13 protein-coding genes are annotated in these 18,568 nt (G+C 73.1%); 4 read left to right on the top strand and 9 right to left on the bottom strand.

Features of this window, described 5'->3' with window-relative positions; genetic code table 11:
• Positions 1–6 precede the first annotated feature (6 nt).
• Together ACZ60B_RS31775 and ACZ60B_RS31770 are read right to left on the bottom strand one after the other, a co-directional pair.
• Positions 7–1,473, bottom strand: a complete 1,467-nt coding sequence (locus ACZ60B_RS31775) for an NAD(P)/FAD-dependent oxidoreductase (RefSeq protein ID WP_469393068.1) — start codon at positions 1,471–1,473, stop codon at positions 7–9.
• 279 nt (positions 1,474–1,752) lie between these two features.
• A complete protein-coding gene (locus tag ACZ60B_RS31770) occupies positions 1,753–2,787 on the bottom strand; it encodes an ArsR/SmtB family transcription factor (protein WP_469393066.1) in 1,035 nt (344 codons plus the stop codon).
• A 594-nt stretch (positions 2,788–3,381) separates the two neighbouring features.
• Between ACZ60B_RS31770 and ACZ60B_RS31765 the strand changes: the two genes are divergently transcribed.
• Both ACZ60B_RS31765 and ACZ60B_RS31760 read left to right on the top strand, forming a co-directional pair.
• Positions 3,382–6,975, top strand: coding sequence for a phosphodiester glycosidase family protein (locus ACZ60B_RS31765; RefSeq protein ID WP_469393063.1), 3,594 nt, complete (start codon positions 3,382–3,384; stop codon positions 6,973–6,975).
• 257 nt (positions 6,976–7,232) lie between these two features.
• Entirely contained in the window at positions 7,233–8,771 is a 1,539-nt protein-coding gene (locus ACZ60B_RS31760; protein WP_469393061.1) for an alpha-L-arabinofuranosidase B, read from the top strand.
• Positions 8,772–8,889: 118 nt separating this feature from the next.
• Here ACZ60B_RS31760 and ACZ60B_RS31755 read toward each other — a convergent pair whose 3' ends face one another.
• From ACZ60B_RS31755 to ACZ60B_RS31725, 7 genes are all read right to left on the bottom strand, one after another.
• Positions 8,890–9,303: an aggregation-promoting factor C-terminal-like domain-containing protein gene (locus tag ACZ60B_RS31755; RefSeq protein WP_469393059.1), complete on the bottom strand. Its 414-nt coding sequence runs from the start codon at positions 9,301–9,303 to the stop codon at positions 8,890–8,892.
• A gap of 341 nt (positions 9,304–9,644) precedes the next feature.
• The gene (locus ACZ60B_RS31750; protein WP_469393058.1) at positions 9,645–10,463 is read right to left on the bottom strand and encodes an ECF transporter S component; all 819 of its coding nucleotides are present in this window, start codon (positions 10,461–10,463) and stop codon (positions 9,645–9,647) included.
• A complete protein-coding gene (locus tag ACZ60B_RS31745) occupies positions 10,460–12,220 on the bottom strand; it encodes an ABC transporter ATP-binding protein (protein ID WP_469393056.1) in 1,761 nt (586 codons plus the stop codon). Before ACZ60B_RS31745 ends, ACZ60B_RS31750 begins: the two co-directional genes overlap by 4 nt.
• The gene (locus ACZ60B_RS31740) at positions 12,217–13,251 is read right to left on the bottom strand and encodes an energy-coupling factor transporter transmembrane component T family protein (RefSeq protein ID WP_469393147.1); all 1,035 of its coding nucleotides are present in this window, start codon (positions 13,249–13,251) and stop codon (positions 12,217–12,219) included. Before ACZ60B_RS31740 ends, ACZ60B_RS31745 begins: the two co-directional genes overlap by 4 nt.
• A gap of 127 nt (positions 13,252–13,378) precedes the next feature.
• Positions 13,379–14,038 (bottom strand): SCO2322 family protein, encoded by a 660-nt coding sequence (locus ACZ60B_RS31735; RefSeq protein WP_469393054.1) that lies wholly within the window; start codon positions 14,036–14,038, stop codon positions 13,379–13,381.
• Positions 14,035–15,282, bottom strand: a complete 1,248-nt coding sequence (locus tag ACZ60B_RS31730) for a prenyltransferase/squalene oxidase repeat-containing protein (RefSeq protein WP_469393052.1) — start codon at positions 15,280–15,282, stop codon at positions 14,035–14,037. The genes ACZ60B_RS31735 and ACZ60B_RS31730 overlap by 4 nt, the downstream gene beginning before the upstream one ends.
• A 324-nt stretch (positions 15,283–15,606) precedes the next feature.
• Entirely contained in the window at positions 15,607–16,635 is a 1,029-nt protein-coding gene (locus tag ACZ60B_RS31725; protein ID WP_469393050.1) for an MBL fold metallo-hydrolase, read from the bottom strand.
• A 166-nt stretch (positions 16,636–16,801) separates the two neighbouring features.
• Between ACZ60B_RS31725 and ACZ60B_RS31720 the strand changes: the two genes are divergently transcribed.
• Positions 16,802–18,259, top strand: a complete 1,458-nt coding sequence (locus tag ACZ60B_RS31720; RefSeq protein ID WP_469393048.1) for an aldehyde dehydrogenase — start codon at positions 16,802–16,804, stop codon at positions 18,257–18,259.
• A 3-nt stretch (positions 18,260–18,262) separates the two neighbouring features.
• Positions 18,263–18,535 carry a ferredoxin gene (locus ACZ60B_RS31715; protein WP_469393046.1) on the top strand — a complete coding sequence of 91 codons (273 nt, stop codon included), beginning with the start codon at positions 18,263–18,265 and terminating at the stop codon, positions 18,533–18,535.
• The last annotated feature ends 33 nt before the right edge of the window (positions 18,536–18,568 follow it).

Here is an 18,568-nt window from a genome sequence, read left to right as displayed (position 1 = left end):
ATCGGGTCAACTGGCGGACGCCGCATGGCTGGTCGCGTAGTACTCACGCAGCGCCCGGGCGATGGAGGGGTGGATGCGCGAGGAGGCGAGCAGCTCCGGCGGCGGGGTGAAGGCCGGGTCGAACTCGTCGGCGATCCGGGTGTAGGCCACGCGCAGGTAGTGCTCGATGGTGAACGGCCACTCCACGGGCACGGTCCAGTTGGACTCGTAGCCGGTGGCGAGCATGTGCGTGACGGTGGCCTCCACGACCTCCTCGCGACCGAGCGGCTGGATGGGCGAGCGGACCGGGCGGAACAGACCCAGGTCGATGCCGGGCTCCTCGCCGAGCAGCAGGGCGGTCATCTCCCGGGCGAGCAGCGGGGAGAGCGTGAGTCCGTCGCGGTAGGTGCCGGTCATCATCCACAGGCCGGTGAGCTCCGTCTCGCCGAGCAGCGGCATGCCGTCCAGCGCGACGGGCCGGTTGCCGACCTGGACCGCGCGCACCCCGCTCTCGCCGAGGCTGCGGCGGACCTGGCGGTTGCCGCAGTTCAGCAGGAAGAGCAGGTCGGAGATGAGCGGGGTCTCGCGGGGCTCGGGCGAGATGATGTTGGTGGCGCCGACGTAGACCTGTCCGGCGCCGCGCGGGACCACGTGCAGCCCGCACGCGAAGGCCCGGTTGGGGGTGCGGATGACGCTGCGCGGGGCGGTGCCGTCCTCGGTGTCGACCAGGGCGGAGACGCCGTAGCCGCTGATCAGCCGGGGGATACGGGCCGCCTGGTGGGGGACTGTGTCCAGCACCGTCTGGGACGCGGACCCGGCGGCCAGCACCAGCTGCCCGGTGGCCAGGACCGTCCCGGAGTCCAGCTCGACGCCGCGCACCCGGCCGTCGGCGTGGTCCACCCGCACCGCCTGCTCCGGGATCAGTGTGCCGCCGGCGGCGATGAACGCCTCCTCCAGCCGCGCCAGCAGCCCGTGGGCGTTCACGGCGTGCTCGTTGGGCAGGAACATCGCCTGGAGCGGACGTGCGGTGGGCTCGGCGTCGAGCCACTCGATGTCCTCGGGGTCGATGTCCTCGAACTTCTCGCCGTACTCGATGAGGGTGGTGCGGATCGCCTTGAAGTTCTGCGTGTCGATGTCGGGCACGCCGACGGTGTTCAGCATGACGACGGTGCCGTCGGCGGTCAGCAGGTCGGTGCCGTCCGAGTCGGGCGACAGACCGGCCAGCCACTCGGGCCACAGCTTGGCGGCCTGATAGGCCCAGTCGAGCTTGGTGCGGCCGTAGTCGCTCTTGAGCAGGGTGGTCGTGATCTCACCGAACGTGCCGAGCATCGCTCCCGCGGCCGAGGACGCGGCCCCGGGCCGGTGCGGGCGGCCGAGCACGGCCACCCGCAGGTCGCGGCGGGCCAGGGTGAGGCCGAGGGACAGACCGAGCGAGCCGTTTCCGACCACGACGACGTCGTGGAGGCGGTTGTCCTCGGACATGGTTGCGGGCACCAGGAAGTTCCCTTCGGGTCGGTCCGGGAGGGTTGCATGGAGGAACGCGTGGAAGTCGTGGGGGAGGCGGGCTCGGGGCAGCCGGATGTCCGGCGGCCGGGCCCCGGCCGCCCGCCTTCTGTCATGAGGGCGGCCGAGGGCCCGAGTTCGTCTCGGTCGACGTCGCACCGTGAGCCAAACACACGAGTGACGGCGTCCCCAACGCTTTTAGCCCCCGCTAAAACCGATCCAGGACACCCGCCCCTCGGCGGTACGGCCGGCCGGTCCCGCGGGCTTCGCTCAGGCCGAGAGGCGACGGCCGCCCGGTGCCACGGCACCCCGTACCAGCGCCTCGCCCGTCTCGGTGAGCGAGTGGATGACGCGCCGGCCCTCGCGCCGGCTGGTCACCAGGTCGCACTCGCGCAGCACGGCGACGTGCTGGCTGATGGCGCCGGGGGTGACGTCGATGTCCCCGGCGAGGTCGCCGGTGGAGGCGGGCACCAGCAGGGCTTCGAGCACCGCGGAGCGGACGCCGCCGAGCAGCGCGGCCAGCGGGCTCGGCTGGTCCGAGGCGCCGCGGCTCCACAACTCCTCGACGCCCGGCCTGGGATAGACGATCATCGACTGCTGCGGCGGCGTCATGGTGAGCACCTCGGGGCCGCAGAACACGCTCGGTACGAGCACGATGCCCCGGCCGCCCAGGTCCTCCTGGTAGTCGTAGGCGCTGCGCACGGTGAGCTTCTGGTCCCGCCAGGCGATCCGGGGGTGCAGCGAGGAGAACACGGGGGCCGCCCCGGAGTTCTCGATCACCTGCATGCGGGAGCGGATGTCGGAGTGGAGGCCGCCCTGGAGCCGCCGCCAGTGCGGCTCCAGCGTGAGGCGCCAGTACGTGTGGAGCTGCTCGGCGATCCGGGCGACGGCCGGTTCCGGCCGGGCCAGCATCTGCCGGTGCAGGGGCGCCGCCTCCTGCCGCCAGGCCGCGGGCGTGCCGGGGTCGGCGGCCATCCAGGACACCTCGGCGACGAAGTGCTCGCTCGGGGTCGAGCGCACCATCTCCAGCTCTTCGGTGATCTTGCGCGGCCCGGAGCCGTCCGGCGGCGGGGTGAGGAAGTCCGGGATGTAACCGGTGGGCGGGATCAACGCGCGTAGCGACAACAGATCGACCGTCCTGAGCCTCGCGCGCACGTCGTCGGCCCACGGCTGGTGCCGCTTTCTGCGTTCTGCCGAGGCCAGCATCCGAATGCTGTAGACCGTCTCGCCCAGCGGAGAGAGCGAGAATCTCACCCTCGCCATGTCGTCCACCGTCGCCGAGAAGCGGATCACTGTCTCCCCCATCCCCGTTGGTGTCCCCCCGGTCGGTGGCGGAGAGACACATAGGCACCATAAATCCCCGCCCCGGCAGTCGCAGCTCCCGCGTGGCGCGATTTCAACCGGGCGGATACCCCGCCGAAGTGCGCATTTCCAGACCGGCTCAAACGACGCGTGCCTCGGGCCGCCGGCCACAGTTGGCCGAATCCATGCAGGTCGGCCGGGCGAGCCCCGGTCGCCCCCCGGCGGGGCGGCTTCAGGCAGGTCGCCACCCTCCACCCGTGAACCGCAATTCGTAATGAGCAGGGAAAGAACCCAAGTCAGATGCTATTTGACCGAGGTCGGAAGCGAGTCGCTTTCGGGATTCGGACCCGGGACGTACGCATTAACGAGAACCGCTCAAGGCGGCACGCCGATAACATGCGGGCCGACCGTACGACCGCGGTCGGGACCCTCCCGTCCGCGGCCGCCGTCGAGCACGCTTCGGGAAACCGTCGTACGGACCGATGTTCACCCTTTGCATCACCGACCGTCACGTACCTCTGGGCGCTTCAACACCCTGGGCGCGTGCACTGAGTGCGGACCACGCGTCTCCGCACGCTGACGGAAAGAGGCCCGCCGGTGCCGCTGCCACTTGACTCCGCCCTCCGGTGGCCGGGTGCCGCGGCGCGGCGCGGTGCCGTCGTCATCGCGCTCGCCACCGCGTTCGGCGTCGGTGGGGCAACGGTGACGACCGCTCAGGCGCTCACGTCCGAGAGACCGGCCGCGACCTCCTACGACGCGGTCGCCGACGACGCGGTCGCCGACGGCGCAGTCACCGACGGCGCAGTCACCGACGGCGCAGTCACCGACGGCGCAGTCACCGACGGCGCGGGGTCCTACGACACGGGGTCCTACGACGCGACCTTCCGCGGCGCGCCGGGAGCGGACGGCCGAGCCCACGGGCTGATACCCGGCGTCCCCGGGCAGTCCATCGTCACCGACGAGCAGCGGACGCCGATCGCGCCCGGCCTGAGCCTCATCCGCTTCGACCGGTTCGGCGCCGGCGGGTGGGTCCGGGGGCAGGTGCTGGTCGCGGACCTCGCCGACGACCGGCTGAGCGTGGACCACATCTCCTCCGGCACGGTCACGGGCAGATCCCGGGTCACCGAGCAGGCCAGGCGCACCGGGGCCGTCGCCGCGATCAACGGTGACTACTTCGACATCAACGACACCGAAGCTCCCGTGGGCGCGGCCGTCTCCCGCGCGGACGGCCTCGTCAACTCGCCCACCGCGGGCCGCAACCAGGCGGTCGCCATCGGCACGGACGGAATCGGCAGACTGGCCCAGGTGTTCCTGGAGGGCCAGGTCACGGTCGACGGCACCCGGAACCTGAAGCTGTCCGGCGTCAACTCGCCGGCTCTGGCGGCCGGTGGCATCGGCCTGTTCACCGACCGGTGGGGCCCGTCGCCGCGCACCAAGCCCGTGCACGGCGCCGACCGGGTCGCCGAGGTATGGCTGCGCGACGGCAAGGTCACCGACGTACGCACCTTCGTCGGCGCCGATCCGATCCCCGCGGGCGCCAGTGTGCTCATCGGCCGGGATACGGGAGCCGACGCGCTCGCCGCGCTCGTGCCGGGCGAGGCCGTCGACGTCGCCTACCGTCCGCGCGCCGACTTCGGCGAGGTCGCGGTCGCCGTCGGCGGCGGGCAGGCCCTGGTCTCCGACGGCGTGGTGCAGCGCTTCACCGACGGCGACACGGTCACCGCCACCTCCCGGACCGGCGTGGGCTTCTCCGCCGACGGCCGCACCATGTACCTGGTGGCGATCGACGGCAGACAGACCGACAGCCGTGGCATGGACCTCAACGAACTCGGCACCTTCATGAAGGGCCTGGGCGCCGTCGACGCCCTGAACATGGACGGCGGCGGCTCGACCACGATGGCCGCCCGGCTGCCGGGCGAGAGCGTGACCGGCCTGGTCAACAGCCCGTCCGACGGCTCGGAGCGGCCGGTCGCCAACGGACTCGGACTGTTCGCGGCCCCCGGCTCGGGCACCGTGCACGGCCTGCGCGTGCTGCCCGCCCTGTCCGCCGACGGCGCCGACCGGGTCTTCCCGGGACTGCACCGCACCGTACGCGCCCTCGCCCACGACGAGACGTACGCACCCCTGCCCGTCGGCCCGGTCCGGTGGCGCGGCGCGGACGGCCGGGTGTCGGTCGACGCCCGCGAGCAGGGCACCGCCCTCGTCACCGGCCGGCGCTCCGGCCGTGCTCGCGTCGTGGTGTCGTCCGGCCACCGGGCCACGGGCACGGCGGTCCTGACCGTGCTCGCCCCCGCCGTGCGGATCGCCCCGGACAGCACTCTGCTGGCCCTGAACGGCGTCGGCGGCGAAACGAGTCTGACCGTACGGGGGTACGACGCCCTCGGCGACTCCGCGCCGCTCGACGCGTCCGATGTCGAGGTCACCGGAGGCGAGGACGTGGTGTCGGTGCGGCCCACGGGCGACGCCACCTTCACCGTGCGGGGCCTTGCCGACGGAGCCTCCGCCACCCTGCACCTGACGGTGGGGAAGCTGACCGCGGACGTGGCGGTCACCGTCGGTCTGGCCGAGACCACGTTCGCGGATCTGTCCGACGCCGCGTCCTGGACCTCGGCGCACGACCGCGCCCCCGGCGGTTCGGTCGGCCCCGCCCCCGGCCACGACGGCGCCCCCGGTCTCACCCTGACCTACGACTTCACCAGGTCGACGGCCACCCGCGGTCAGTACGCCGTGCCCCCGCAGCCGATCCCGCTGCCCGGCCGGCCCCAGGCCGTCACCCTGTGGATCAACGGTGACGGCAACGGCGAGTGGCCGCGGTTGCAGTACCGCTCCGGCTCCGGCGTCACCGCCAACCTCGACGGCCCCCCGATCACCTGGACCGGCTGGCGCAAGGCCGAGTTCCCCGTGCCCACGGGCACCGTCCACCCGCTGACCTTCCAGCGGGTGCGGCTGCTGGAGACCAGCGCCGCCCGCTCCTACACCGGCGCCGTCACCGTCAGCGACCTGCGGGTCGAGGTCGCGCCCGACGTGCGGTCGCCCGTCCCGCCGAAGGTCACCGACCCGGTCGTGGTCACCGACGGAACCGTCGACGACCGACCCCTGCGTGTCGCCGTCATGTCCGACGCCCAGTTCGTCGCCCGGGACCCGGACAGCCCCCAGGTCGAGGCGGCCCGCCGCACCCTCGCGGAGATCGCGGACGCCGAACCGGACCTGCTGGTCGTCGACGGCGACTTCGTCGACGAGGGCTCGCCCGCGGACTTCGCGCTCGCCCGCGAGCTGCTCGACGAGTTCGACGCCCGCACCGGCCACAGCGTCCCGTGGCACTACGTCCCCGGCAACCACGAGGTCATGGGCCCCGGGTCGACGGTGAACTTCAGCGCGGAGTTCGGGGACACCACGTCGGTCTTCGACACCGGGGGGACCCGCTTCATCACCCTCGACTCCTCCGGCGGCACCCTGCGCGGCGGCGGCTTCGCCCAGCTCCAGCTGCTGCACGACCAGCTCGCGGCGGCGGCCGTCGACCCGTCCGTCAGCGGTGTCGTGGTGTTCGAGCACCACCCCACCGAGGACCCGCTGCCGGACAGAGCCGGTCAACTCGGTGACCGCAAGGAAGCCGCCCTGGTCGAGCGGTGGCTCGCCGGCTTCCGGGCCCGCAGCCACAAGTCCGCGGGGTTCGTCGGCGCCCACGCCGGTGTCTTCTCCGCGGCCTCGGTCGACGGCATCCCGTACCTGGTCAACGGCAACTCCGGCAAGAGCCCGGCCGGCACGCCCGACGGCGGTGGCTTCACCGGCTGGACGATGCTGGGCATCGACCCGGCGGAAGGCCGCGTCACCGACGCCTTCCACGTCCCGTCCGACGACTCCCAGAGGTGGCTGCGCGCGGAGGTCCACGCCCGCGTCGATTCGCTGACCCTCGACGCGCCGGACACCCTCGAGGTCGGCGAGCGGGCCGCTGCGTCGGCCACGCTCACACAGGACACCACTCGCACCGTCCCGGTCGCCTGGCCGGTCGGCGCCGACTGGACCGGGACCCGCGTAGACCTGCCGGGCGGCTACCGCGGCCACGGCACACCCGTCGTCTCCTACGACCCGGGCACCGAAACCCTCGTCGCACGGCGGGCCGGCACCGCGGTGCTGCGGGTCACCGTGAACGGCGTCAGCGCGGAGCACACGATCACCGTGCACCACCGCTGACCGTCCGCGGGCGGGCACAGCACCCACATCAAAGACTGGGCACTGTTCGGTTCCGTGAGTCTTGACGGCCCATGACTTCGGCCCAACAATCGCCTCTGCATTGGCCTTTCGCCATCGCGATTTCTCCGCCGCGCGCCCTTCCGTAAATGTTCGACATTTCGACCGCTGAAACAGGTTCGGCATTTCGATCGAACATCGTCCGACATATCGAACGTAAGGCACCCGCATCCCCCCACCGGAAAACGAAGAGGTCAACCGTGTTATCAAGACTGAGAACCGCGACCCTGGCAGCCCTGTCGGCGCTCGTCACCGTCCTCGCGCTCGCCGTCGGCCTGCCCCAGGCCCAGGCCGCGAGCTCGCTGCCCTGTGACATCTATGCCGCCGCGGGCACCCCGTGCGTCGCCGCGCACAGTCTCGTCAGGGCGCTCTACTCCTCGTACAACGGCTCGCTCTACCAGGTGCAGCGGGCCTCCGACAGCGCCACCGCCAACATCGGTCTGCTGGCCGCCGGCGGCTATGCCGACGCGGCTGCCCAGGACTCCTTCTGTTCCGGCACGACCTGCATCATCACCCAGATCTACGACCAGTCGTCGCGCCACAACGACCTCACCGTCGAGGGGGCCGGCGGGGCCGGAGCGGCCGATGTCGGCGCGCCCGCGGACGCGCTGCCGGTGACCGTCGGCGGACACCAGGTCTACGGCCTGGAGATCTCGGCCGGCATGGGCTACCGGGACAACTCCACCTCGGGCGTCGCCGTCAACGGGCAGGCCGAGGGGATGTACATGGTGACCTCCGGAACCCACGTGAACGGCAGTTGCTGCTTCGACTACGGCAACGCCGAGACGAACAACATGGACACCGGCAACGGCCACATGGACGCGATCAACTTCGGCACCGAGTGCTGGTTCTCGCCCTGCTACGGCCAGGGCCCGTGGGTGCAGGCCGACCTGGAGAACGGTCTGTTCCAGTCCGACTCCGGCTACAGCAAGAACACGTCCAATACCGGGACGGGTCCGCTGCCGTTCGTGACCGCACTACTGAAGAACAATGGACAGAACCATTTCGCGCTGAAATACGGAAATGCGCAATCCGGCGGACTGACCACGACATATTCCGGCGCGGAGCCCACCACCAGCGGATACTCGCCCATGCATCAGGAGGGCGCGATCGTCCTCGGCACCGGCGGCGACAACAGCAACGGCTCCATCGGATCCTTCTTCGAAGGGGTCATGACGTCCGGCATCCCGACGGACGCGGCGGACGACTCCGTGCAGGCCAACATCGTCTCCGTCGGCTACGGCGGCGCCACCGGCAGCGCCGGCTCGCTCACCCCGGGTTCGGAGATCTCGCTGCGCGCCACCACCTCGTGCTGCACGACCGACTACATCCGCCACCAGAACAACGCGGCGGTCGTCTCCTCGGTCACCTCCAGCAGTGCGGCGCTCGACAAGAGCGACGCGACCTGGATAGTCCGCCGGGGTCTGGCCAGCAGTTCCTGCGTCTCCTTCGAGTCACGCAACTATCCGGGAGACTTCCTGCGGCACTCCAACTTCCGGCTCTACCGCCAACCCATGGACGGCACCGCCCAGTTCAGGGCCGACGCGACCTTCTGTCCGACGACCGGCAAGAGCGGCACGGGCAGCTCCCTCGCGTCGTACAACTACCCGACCCGCTTCATCCGGCACTACAACCTCAACGTCTACATAGCGAGCAACGGCGGCTCGAACGCCTGGGACAGCGCCACCTCCTGGACGGACGACGTGAGCTGGGCCGTCGGCCAGCCCTGGGCGCCGTAGTCCCGCGACCACCAGGATGAAGGACACGACAAGGCCGCTGCTTCGTGTGAAGCAGCGGTCGGTGTCGCGTGTGATGCCCTGTTGCGGGGGCGGCTGGGTGTGCCCGGTACTGGTGGGTTTAGTACCAGTGGTGGGTCTGCCAGAAGTCCCAGGCCTGGACGGGGCTGCCGTAGCGGGAGTTCATGTAGTCCAGGCCCCACTTGATCTGGGTGGCGGGGTTGGTCTTCCAGTCGGAACCGGCGGTGGCCATCTTCGAGCCGGGCAGGGCCTGGACGAGGCCGTAGGCGCCGGAGGAGGAGTTGGTGGCGGTGTGGTTCCAGCCGCTCTCGTGGGTGACGATCTGGTTGAAGGCGTTGTACTGGGCCGTGTCCGGGATCATCTGCCGGGCGATCGCCTGGGCGGAGGAGGCGGACGTGGTGGCGGCCTGCGCGGGGGCCGCGGCGAGGGCGATGCCCGCGGTGGAGGCGACGACGGCGGTCACGGCGAGGGCCTTCTTCGGGCTGGCGATGCGGCGGATGGCGGCGAAGGACACGGAGACTCGCTTTCTTCGGGGACAGGAAGGCCGCTCGCTCGCCGGGGACCGTGTGGTGCTGGTCGGTCCTGGCATGCGGAGGCACCGTGACCCGGTGGGGGCCGTGGTGCCTGGCGACGTCCTCAAGACAACCAGCCCGGACCGGTGTCCGCAATGACCCCTTTTACTAGTTGTGGCCGCATTCGAGATACCGGCGCCCTGTGTGAGCTGGCTCTCAATCCGCAGGTCAAAGCACGGATGGGTGTCCAAACATGCCCCTTTCCGTCCACTATCGCGGGTAGTGGGTGACGTGGGTCATGTGGGGTGCTTCACCGGTTCCGCAACACCGCGCGCACGGGCGTTCACGGTGCGGGTGGGGTGAACGTGACCGCGGTCTCGAAGGCGGCCCGGCGCGTGGCGCGACGCAGCGCCTTCAGCGCCGCGGGACCGACGAACAGGGTCAGCGCGACCGTCACCAGCGCACGGCCGAGGTCCCAGCCGAGCGAGGTGGCCAGACAGTAGGCGACGAAGCGGGCCAGATTCGCGGCCACCGTCCCGTGCGGGTCGAAGGCGATGTCCGAGGCGTTGCCGTCCATGAAGGTCCAGCCCGCCAGGTTCATCACCGTGCCGTAGGCGAACGCGGCCACGAAGCCGTAGGCGCAGAGCAGGGCCAGCTCGGCGCGGCCGCGCAGCCGGTCCGGGCCCGGCAGCAGACCCGCGCCCATCGTGAACCAGCCCATGGCGAGCATCTGGAACGGCATCCAGGGCCCCACCCCGCCGGTGAGCAGCGCCGACGCGAACATGGTGACCGAGCCCAGCACGAACCCGAAGCCCGGCCCGAGGACCCGGCCGCTGAGCACCATCAGGAAGAACATCGGCTCCAGACCGGCCGTACCGGCGCCGATCGGGCGCAGCGCGGCGCCGGTCGCGGCCAGCACGCCGAGCATGGCGACCGCCTTCGGACCGAGCCCCGACTCGGAGATCGTCGCCGCCAGCACCGGCACCAGCAGCACCAGCAGACCGGCGAAGAGCCACGGCGCGTCCTGGGCGTGGGCGCTGAGCTGCGAGGCGGGCGGGGCCAGGAACGGCCAGGTGAAGGCGACCACCCCGACGGCGCTGACCAGGGCGAGGGCGGCGAGGGAGCGGGGGCCGAGGCGCACGGCCCGTGCCTGGCGCGTCATCGCAGGGCCTGCCGCACCTGGGCGACGGTGAGCCAGCGCTGCGGGGCCAGGATCTTCGTGACCTGCGGCGCGTAGGAAGGGGAGGAGACGACCACCTCGGCGGTCGGGCCGTCGGCGATCACCTCGCCCTCGGCCAGCAGCACGACCCGGTGGGCGAGATCGGCGGCCAGTTCCACGTCATGGGTGGCGAGCACGATCGCGTGGCCCTCGGCGGCGAGCGCGCGCAGCACACCGACCAGGCGGCCCTTCGCCGCGTAGTCCAGCCCGCGGGTCGGCTCGTCCAGCAGCAGCAGGGGCGGACGGGCGGTCAGGACCACGGCGAGCGCGAGCGCCAGCCGTTGGCCCTCGGAGAGATCGCGGGGATGCATGTCGTCGGTCACGCCGGGCAGCAGTTCGCCGACGAGGCCGCGGCAGGTGCCGGGCGTGGCCCGGGCGTCCCCGTCGGCGGCGGCGCACTCGGCGGCGACCGTGTCGGCGTACAGCAGATCGCGCGGTTCCTGGGGGACCAGACCGACCCGGCGGACGAGGTCGCGGGGCCGGGTGCGGTGCGGTACCGCACCGCCGACCCGGACCGTGCCAGCGGTCGGCTCGACCAGCCCGACCAGCGTGCCGAGCAGGGTGGACTTGCCGGCGCCGTTGCGGCCCATGAGGGCGACGGTCTCGCCGGGCGCCACCGTGAGGTCGACGCCCCGCAGGGCCTGGACCTGGGCGCGGCGCACGGCGAGGGAACGGACCTCGGCGACGGGCGGGGCGGGCGTCGGAGCGACGGAGGCCACCGCCCCGGACGCCACCCCGGCCTCCGCGTGTCGTCCGGTCAGGCGCGGCAGGTGCGGCAGATACGGCCGGCGCGGCCGGGAGGGCGCCGGACGGGGCGCGGGTACGACGGCCGGCGCCGATACCGGTACGGGTCCCGGGGCCGGCGCGGGGGCCGGCTCGTCGCGCCCCGTCAGCTCCTCCCGGAGGGCGGTCGCCCGGCGGCGGGCGTCGCGCACCGTCAGCGGCAGCGGGGACCAGCCCGCCAGCCGGCCGAGACCGACGACCGGCGGGTACACCGGCGACACCGCCATCACCTCCGCGGGGGTGCCCAGCACCGGAGCGGCGCCCGGTTCCGGCAGCAGGACGACCCGGTCGGCGTACTGCACGACCCGTTCCAGACGGTGCTCGGCCATCAGGACCGTGGTGCCCAGGTCGTGCACCAGGCGCTGGAGGACGGCGAGGACCTCCTCGGCGGCGGCCGGGTCCAGCGCGGAGGTCGGCTCGTCCAGGACCAGCACCCGGGGGTGCGGGGTGAGGACCGAACCGATCGCCACGCGCTGCTGCTGGCCGCCGGACAGGGTGGCGATCGGACGGTCGCGCAGGGCGGCCAGGCCGAGCAGGTCGAGGGTCTCCTCGACCCGGCGGCGCATCACGTCCGGGGCGAGGCCCAGCGACTCCATGCCGTAGGCGAGTTCGTCCTCCACGGTGTCCGTCACGAAGTGGGAGAGCGGATCCTGGCCCACCGTGCCGACGACATCGGCGAGTTCGCGGGGCTTGTGGGTGCGGGTGTCGCGTCCGGCCACCGTGACCCGGCCGCGCAGGGTGCCGCCGGTGAAGTGCGGGACGAGCCCGTTGACCGCGCCGAGCACGGTGGACTTGCCGACCCCCGACGGGCCGACCAGCAGCGCGAGTTCACCCTCGGGAACCTCGAAGTCCACGCCCCGCACGCTGGGTCCGGCGGCTCCGTCGTACGTCACGGAGACGTTCTCGAAGCGGATCACGACGTCTCCTTGAAGGCAGGGGCGGGGGCGAGGAAGGCGGGGAGCAGGCCCAGGAGTACGGCCGCGGCGGGCAGCAACGGGAGGGCGGGGGCCACGAGCGGGACGACGCCGGGGTGCAGGGCCGCCTGGTCCGCGACGCCGAGCAGCGCGGCGACGGCGACCCCGGAGGCCGCCACCAGACAGGCGCGCGGGTCCCAGCGGTCCGGGCGGTAGCGGGTCCGCGGGGTACGGCGGCCGCCGAGCCACAGACCGCCCAGCGCGGCGGCGAGCCCGGCGAGCAGGACCGGGACGCCGTAACTGCCGCCGTCCGCCGTGAGCAGGCCGTACGTTCCCGCGCAGACGCCGAGCAGCCCGCCGAGGGTGAGGGCGGCGGTGGTGCGGCGGACGCGGGCGGGCACGGCGGCGGTACGGCCGTAGCCGCGGGCGTCCATCGCGGCGGCCAGCGCGACGGACCGCTCCAACGCGCCCTCCAGGACCGGCAGTCCCACCTGGAGCAGACCGCGTACGCCGCGGTCCGGGCGGCCGCGCAGCCGGCGGGCGGCGCGCAGCCGCTGGACGTCGGCGATCAGGTTCGGGGCGAAGGTGAGCGCCACGACCACGGCCACCCCGGTCTCGTAGAGGGCGCCGGGCAGGGACTTGAGGAGTCGGGTGGGACCGGCGAGCGCGTTCGCGGCGCCCACGCAGATCAGGAGCGCACCGAGCTTGAGGCCGTCGTAGAGGGCGAAGACGAGGGCCTCGGCGGTGACCCGGCCGCCGAGCCGGATGCCCTGGGCCCAGTCGGGGAGCGGGACCTCGGGAAGGGTGACGAGGACGTGCGTGCCCGGGATCGGTGAGCCGAGCGCGACGGCGAAGACCAGCCGGATGACCAGCACGGCGAGCGCGAGCCGTACGAAGGCGCCGTAGGAGCGGGCCCAGAGGGCGGCGGCCGGACGGCAGGTCGCGACGACGTAGGCGGAGACCGCGACGAGCAGGGCGAGCAGGAGCGGGTTGGTGGTGCGGGTGGCCGCCACGCCGAGGGAGATCGACCACAGCCACCAGGCGCCCGGGTGGACGGCGGGGTGGGACGGCCGCCGGGCGGCGTGCCCGGCCGGCGGTCCGTCCCCGGCCGGTCGCGCGGCCCCCCGCAGCGGGGAGCGCGTCGGACGCCGCCGGACCCGCTCAGCCACGCCCGCGCCGCCGGGCCTGCCGGAGCGCCGCCGCCGCCAGGACGGCCACGGCAGCGCAGCCCGCGATCAGGCCCACCGACGGGCCGCCGTCCGCGGTGTGCGTCGCCGTCGACGTCCTGCCCGTCACCTTCGAGGGCTCCTTCGGTGCCGACACCTGTTCCCCGCAACCCTGTCGGGGGTATCCGGCGATCGCGCACAGCAGCGCGTTGGTGTCGTACCGCAGCGGCTTGGCCACCGCGGCCAGCGCCTCCGCCGTGCTGGCGTCGGAGGGCACCTGGGCACAGGCGGTCCGCGTCGCGGGCGGCCGCTCGCCCGAGGGGGCGTCGGCCGGCGTGCCGAAGTCGATGACCAGGGCGACCCGCTTCGAGCCGTCCCGCGCGGGCGTCCTCGCGCAGATCGTCGTGAAGTCGGCCGCGCCGCGCGGACGGCTGGCGTCCTGGGAGTCCGCGCTGACCGCGAACCGGAAACCCTGCACGTCCCCGTCGGCGGGGCGGGCGGTCGCCGGGCCCTGGGTGGCGTAGGTCCAGCCGGTGCCCGTGCGGTCCCAGAAGGACCAGTAGCGGTAGCCGGTGGCCCGCGCCTGGCCGGCCGCTCCCAGCAGCGGGAGCAGCACGGCCAGGAGCAGTGCGGCGACGGCGCGGCGACGGCTCACGACTGCTTGTTCCTGCCGCGCCCGAAGAGCAGGAAGCCGACGGCGGCGACGACGACGAGCAGGATGCCGCCGGTGATCCACACGGTGCTGCCGCTGCCGCTGGGGTCTTCGGCGGCCGAGGCCGTCGCGCTCGGCGTGCCGTCCGGGGACGACGGGGCGGCGGTGGGCACGTACACGGGCCCGGGGCCGGTCGCGTTCAGGAGCGCCACCAGGTCCTGGGAACCGAAGTGGCGCGGGTCGGCGGAGACGGCGGTCGCGGCGAGGATCAGCTGCGCGTACGCGGCCGGTCCGGCCTGCTGCGCCCACTTGGCGGAGTTGGCCTGGAGCCAGTGCAGGGCGGGGGCGGCCATCTCGCTCTGGCCGGCGGTCGCGAGGGCGACGACCGCGTCGGCGGTGTTGCCGTAGTCGGGCTGGTCCTCGGCGCCGGGCAGCGACGAGGTCAGATGGCCGGTGCCGGTCAGTTCCCTGGCGAGGTACGTGGTGCCGTTGCGGGCCGCCTGTGCGGCGTCTGTGGCCGGGCCCTTGCAGGTGAGGCCCTCGGAGTCCGGGTTCGCGGCGGCGCCCCCGAGCCCCTTGCCGAGGGCGGCGACCACGGCGGCCGCGGTGGCGTCCGCGTTGGCGAGGAGGGCGCCCTTCTTGTCGGGCTGGTAGGCGAAGGCGCCCGCGCCTTCGCCGGTGCAGGGCAGGGCGAGCTTCAGCAGGGCGTCGTAGGGGGACTTGCCGCCCTTGACGACGTTCTGGGGCTGTTCGCCCGTCGCGGTCAGCGCGCCGACCACGACGGCGGTGGAGTTGGCGTCGCTGGCACCGCCCGGGGAGTAGCCCCAGCCGCCGTCGGCGTTCTGCACGGACTTCAGCCACGCGACGGACTTGGCGGTGACGGGGGTGTGGTTGCCGAGCGCGGCGAGGGCCTGGACGGCGGCGGCCGTGCTGTTGGTGTCGACCATCAGCTTGGCGTCGCAGGGCTTGGCGGTGTCGGCGCGGAAGGCGGCGAAGGCGCCGTTCGCGCACTGCTGCCCGGTCAGCCAGCCGATGGCCGAGGAGGCGGGTCGTACGCCCACGGTGTTCTGCGCGAGCAGGGCGAGGGACTGCCGCCACACACCGTCGTAGGTGGGGTCGGTACGGCCGTAGAGGCCGGAGGGTATCGCCACCGAGGGCGACGGGGACGAGTCGGCGGCGACGGCGGGCGTGGCACCGCCGATCACGGCGGCGGCGGCCAGGACCGCGGCGCTGCGGCGGACGTTCATGATCGGCGGATGCCTCTCCCTGCGGGGAGCCGGACAGCACGGGGCACCCCCGGGCGGCTCGGCTCCGTAGACCTCGACGGTGCCGTGCACCGGCGGGCCGCCGGTGCGCGTGAGCCGGTCACGTACCGTGCGGGGCGATCCGGCTCGCCACCTGGCGGTGGCTCACGGCTGCGGGTCAGCGCCGGAATTGCACCGGCTTTCCCCCGTACGGGTGTGATGACGACGGCGCCACTCTACCGGCCCGTGGAAACGCGCCGAGGGGCGGCTGTGCGGCGGCCCGGTGCGCGGGTGCCGTCCGCCGACGGGACACACCGTTCACGCCGCTCACACCGCCACGTACGTCACCGGCTCGCTCCCCGTCACCGCCTCCGCCCGGCCCAGCTTCACCAGGCGCCGCAGATGGGCCTCGGCCTCCGAGACCGCGATGTTCCGGGAGCCGTAGGGGATCTGGTCCCAGGGGCGGTTCCACTCCATGCGTTCGGCGAGCTGCCAGGGGGTGAGCGGGTCGGCCAGCAGGGTCAGCAGGCCGTCCAGGCGCTCCTCGTGGTGGGCCAGCAACTCCCGTACGCGCGAGGGCGCGTCGGTGAAGGCGTGCTGGTGGGCCGGGAGCACCTCGGCGGGGTCGAGCCGGCCGACGCGTTCGAGGGAGTCGAGGTAGTCGCCGAGCGGGTCGGTGACCGTGGCGTCGTCCGGATCCTCGTACAGGCCGATGTGCGGGGTGATCTCGGGCAGCAGATGGTCGCCGGAGAACAGCCGTCCGCCGCCCGTGAGCCCGGCGGGGTGCCGCTCCTCCAGGTGCAGGCAGACGTGCCCCGGGGTGTGGCCGGGGGTCCAGACGGCGCGCAGCCGGCGGCCCGGGAGGTCGAGGAGCTCGCCGGGGACGATCTCCCGGTTGGGCAGGGCGGGGGCGAGGCCGGGCAGGGCGCGCCGGGGCCGGTCGGCGCGCAGCGGGGCGACGTGCGCCTCGGGGGCGCCCGCGGCGGTGAGCTTGTCCGCCATGTACGCGTACCAGCGGCCGGGCCGGGTCTCCCGGGTGCGGCGGACGATGGCGATGTCCGCCGCGTGCATCGCGACCCAGGCGCCGGAGGCCTCGCGGACCCGGCCGGACAGTCCGTGGTGGTCGGGATGGTGATGGGTGATCACCACACCGTGGACGTCGGCGACCGAGGCGCCGCACGCCGCGAGCCCCTCGGCGAGCGTGTCCCAGGACGCGGGGTCGTCCCAGCCGGTGTCGACCAGGACCGGGCCGCGGTCGGTGTCGACGACGTACACGAGGGTGTGGCCGAGGGGGTTGTCCGGGATGGGGACCTCGATGGACCGTACGCCGCCGCCGTGGTCGTGCACCTGCGTCATGGGCTCCCCAATCGCCGCGTCCCGGTCACTATAACTAGAACAGGTTTCGATGGGAGCCCGAGTCGACCGTCCCGGTGGGCGTCCGGGCCGTGGACTCCTCGGCACGGAGCTGCTATCAGTTCCGTATCTGATGAGTCGTCAGAACAGGGCCGGGGAGGCAGTCGCCATGACCGAACTCGTGGAACACGGACAGCTGTTCATCGGCGGGGAGTTGACCGACCCGCTGGGCGAGGAGGTCATCGAGGTGATCTCCCCGCACACCGAGGAGGTCATCGGACGGGTGCCGCACGCCTCGAGGGCCGACGTGGACCGGGCCGTCGCCGCCGCCCGCACGGCGTTCGACCAGGGGCCCTGGCCACGGATGACGACCGACGAGCGGATCGAGGTGGTCACCAGGATCAAGGACGCGATCGCCGTGCGGCACGAGGAGATCGCCCGCGTCATCTCGTCCGAGAACGGGTCGCCGTACTCCTGGAGCGTCCTCGCGCAGGCGCTCGGCGCGATGATGGTCTGGGACGCGGCGATCACCGTCGCCCGGGACTTCGCGTACGAGGAGCGGCGGGCCGGCGTGCTCGGGCCGATCCTGGTGCGCCGCGAGCCCGTCGGCGTCGTCGCGGCCGTCGTCCCCTGGAACGTCCCGCAGTTCGTGGCCGCCGCCAAGCTCGCGCCCGCGCTGCTCACCGGCTGCACCGTGGTGCTCAAGCCGTCGCCGGAGTCGCCGCTGGACGCCTACATCCTCGGCGAGATCGCGCGGGAGGCCGGGCTGCCCGAGGGCGTCCTGTCGATCCTGCCCGCGGACCGCGAGGCCAGCGAGTACCTGGTCGGGCACCCCGGCGTGGACAAGGTCTCCTTCACCGGGTCGGTCGCGGCCGGCCGGCGGGTGATGGAGGTGGCCGCGCGCAACCTCAGCCGGGTGACGCTGGAACTGGGCGGCAAGTCGGCGGCGGTGGTCCTGCCCGACGCGGACCTCGCGACGGCCGTCCCCGGCATCGTCTCGGCGGCCTGGATGAACAACGGGCAGGCCTGCGTGGCCCAGACCCGCATCCTGGTGCCGCGCTCGCGCTACGACGAGTTCGCGGACGCCTTCGCGGCGGCGGCGGGCGCGCTGGTGGTCGGCGACCCGCTGGACCCGGCGACCCAGGTCGGCCCGCTGGTGGCGCGCCGTCAGCAGCAGCGCAACCTCGACTACATCCGCATCGGCCAGGAGGAGGGCGCGAAGATCCTCACCGGCGGCGGCCGCCCGCCGGGCCTGGACCGCGGCTGGTACGTCGAGCCGACCCTCTTCGGCGACGTGGACAACACCATGCGCATCGCCCGCGAGGAGATCTTCGGCCCGGTGGTCTGTCTGCTGCCCTACGGCGACGAGTCCGAGGCCGTGAAGATCGCGAACGACTCCGAGTACGGGCTGAGCGGCAGCGTGTGGACGGCCGACGTCGAGCACGGCATCGAGGTCGCGCGCCGGGTCCGTACGGGCACGTACTCCGTCAACACCTTCAGCCTCGACATGCTCGGCCCGTTCGGCGGCTACAAGAACTCCGGTCTGGGGCGGGAGTTCGGCCCGGAGGGGTACGGCGAGTTCCTCGAGCACAAGATGATCCACCTGCCGGCCGGCTGGGAGGGGTGAGCGATGGGGGTGCCTTCCGCGCGAGCGGAGTCGGGTGCGGGGACGGGAGACCGCTGGCACGTCGAGGTCGACCGCGCCCTGTGCATCGGCTCGGCCCAGTGCCTCCACCACGCCCCGGCCGGCTTCCGGCTCGACGCCGGACGCCAGTCCTGTCCGGTCGACCCGGACACGGCCGCCAACGAGCGGGTGCTGGCGGCGGCCGAGGGCTGCCCGGTGGAGGCCATCACGATCACCCTGCTCGGGAGCGGGGAGCCCGTGTTCCCGCCGGAGGACTGAGCTCCGCCCGGGGGTTCTGCGAGTGAGGCAAAA

The organism is Streptomyces sp. NPDC104096 (assembly GCF_055584385.1).
The sequence above is the reverse complement of the archived record's forward strand: the minus strand, read 5'-3'. Positions and strand labels throughout refer to the sequence as shown.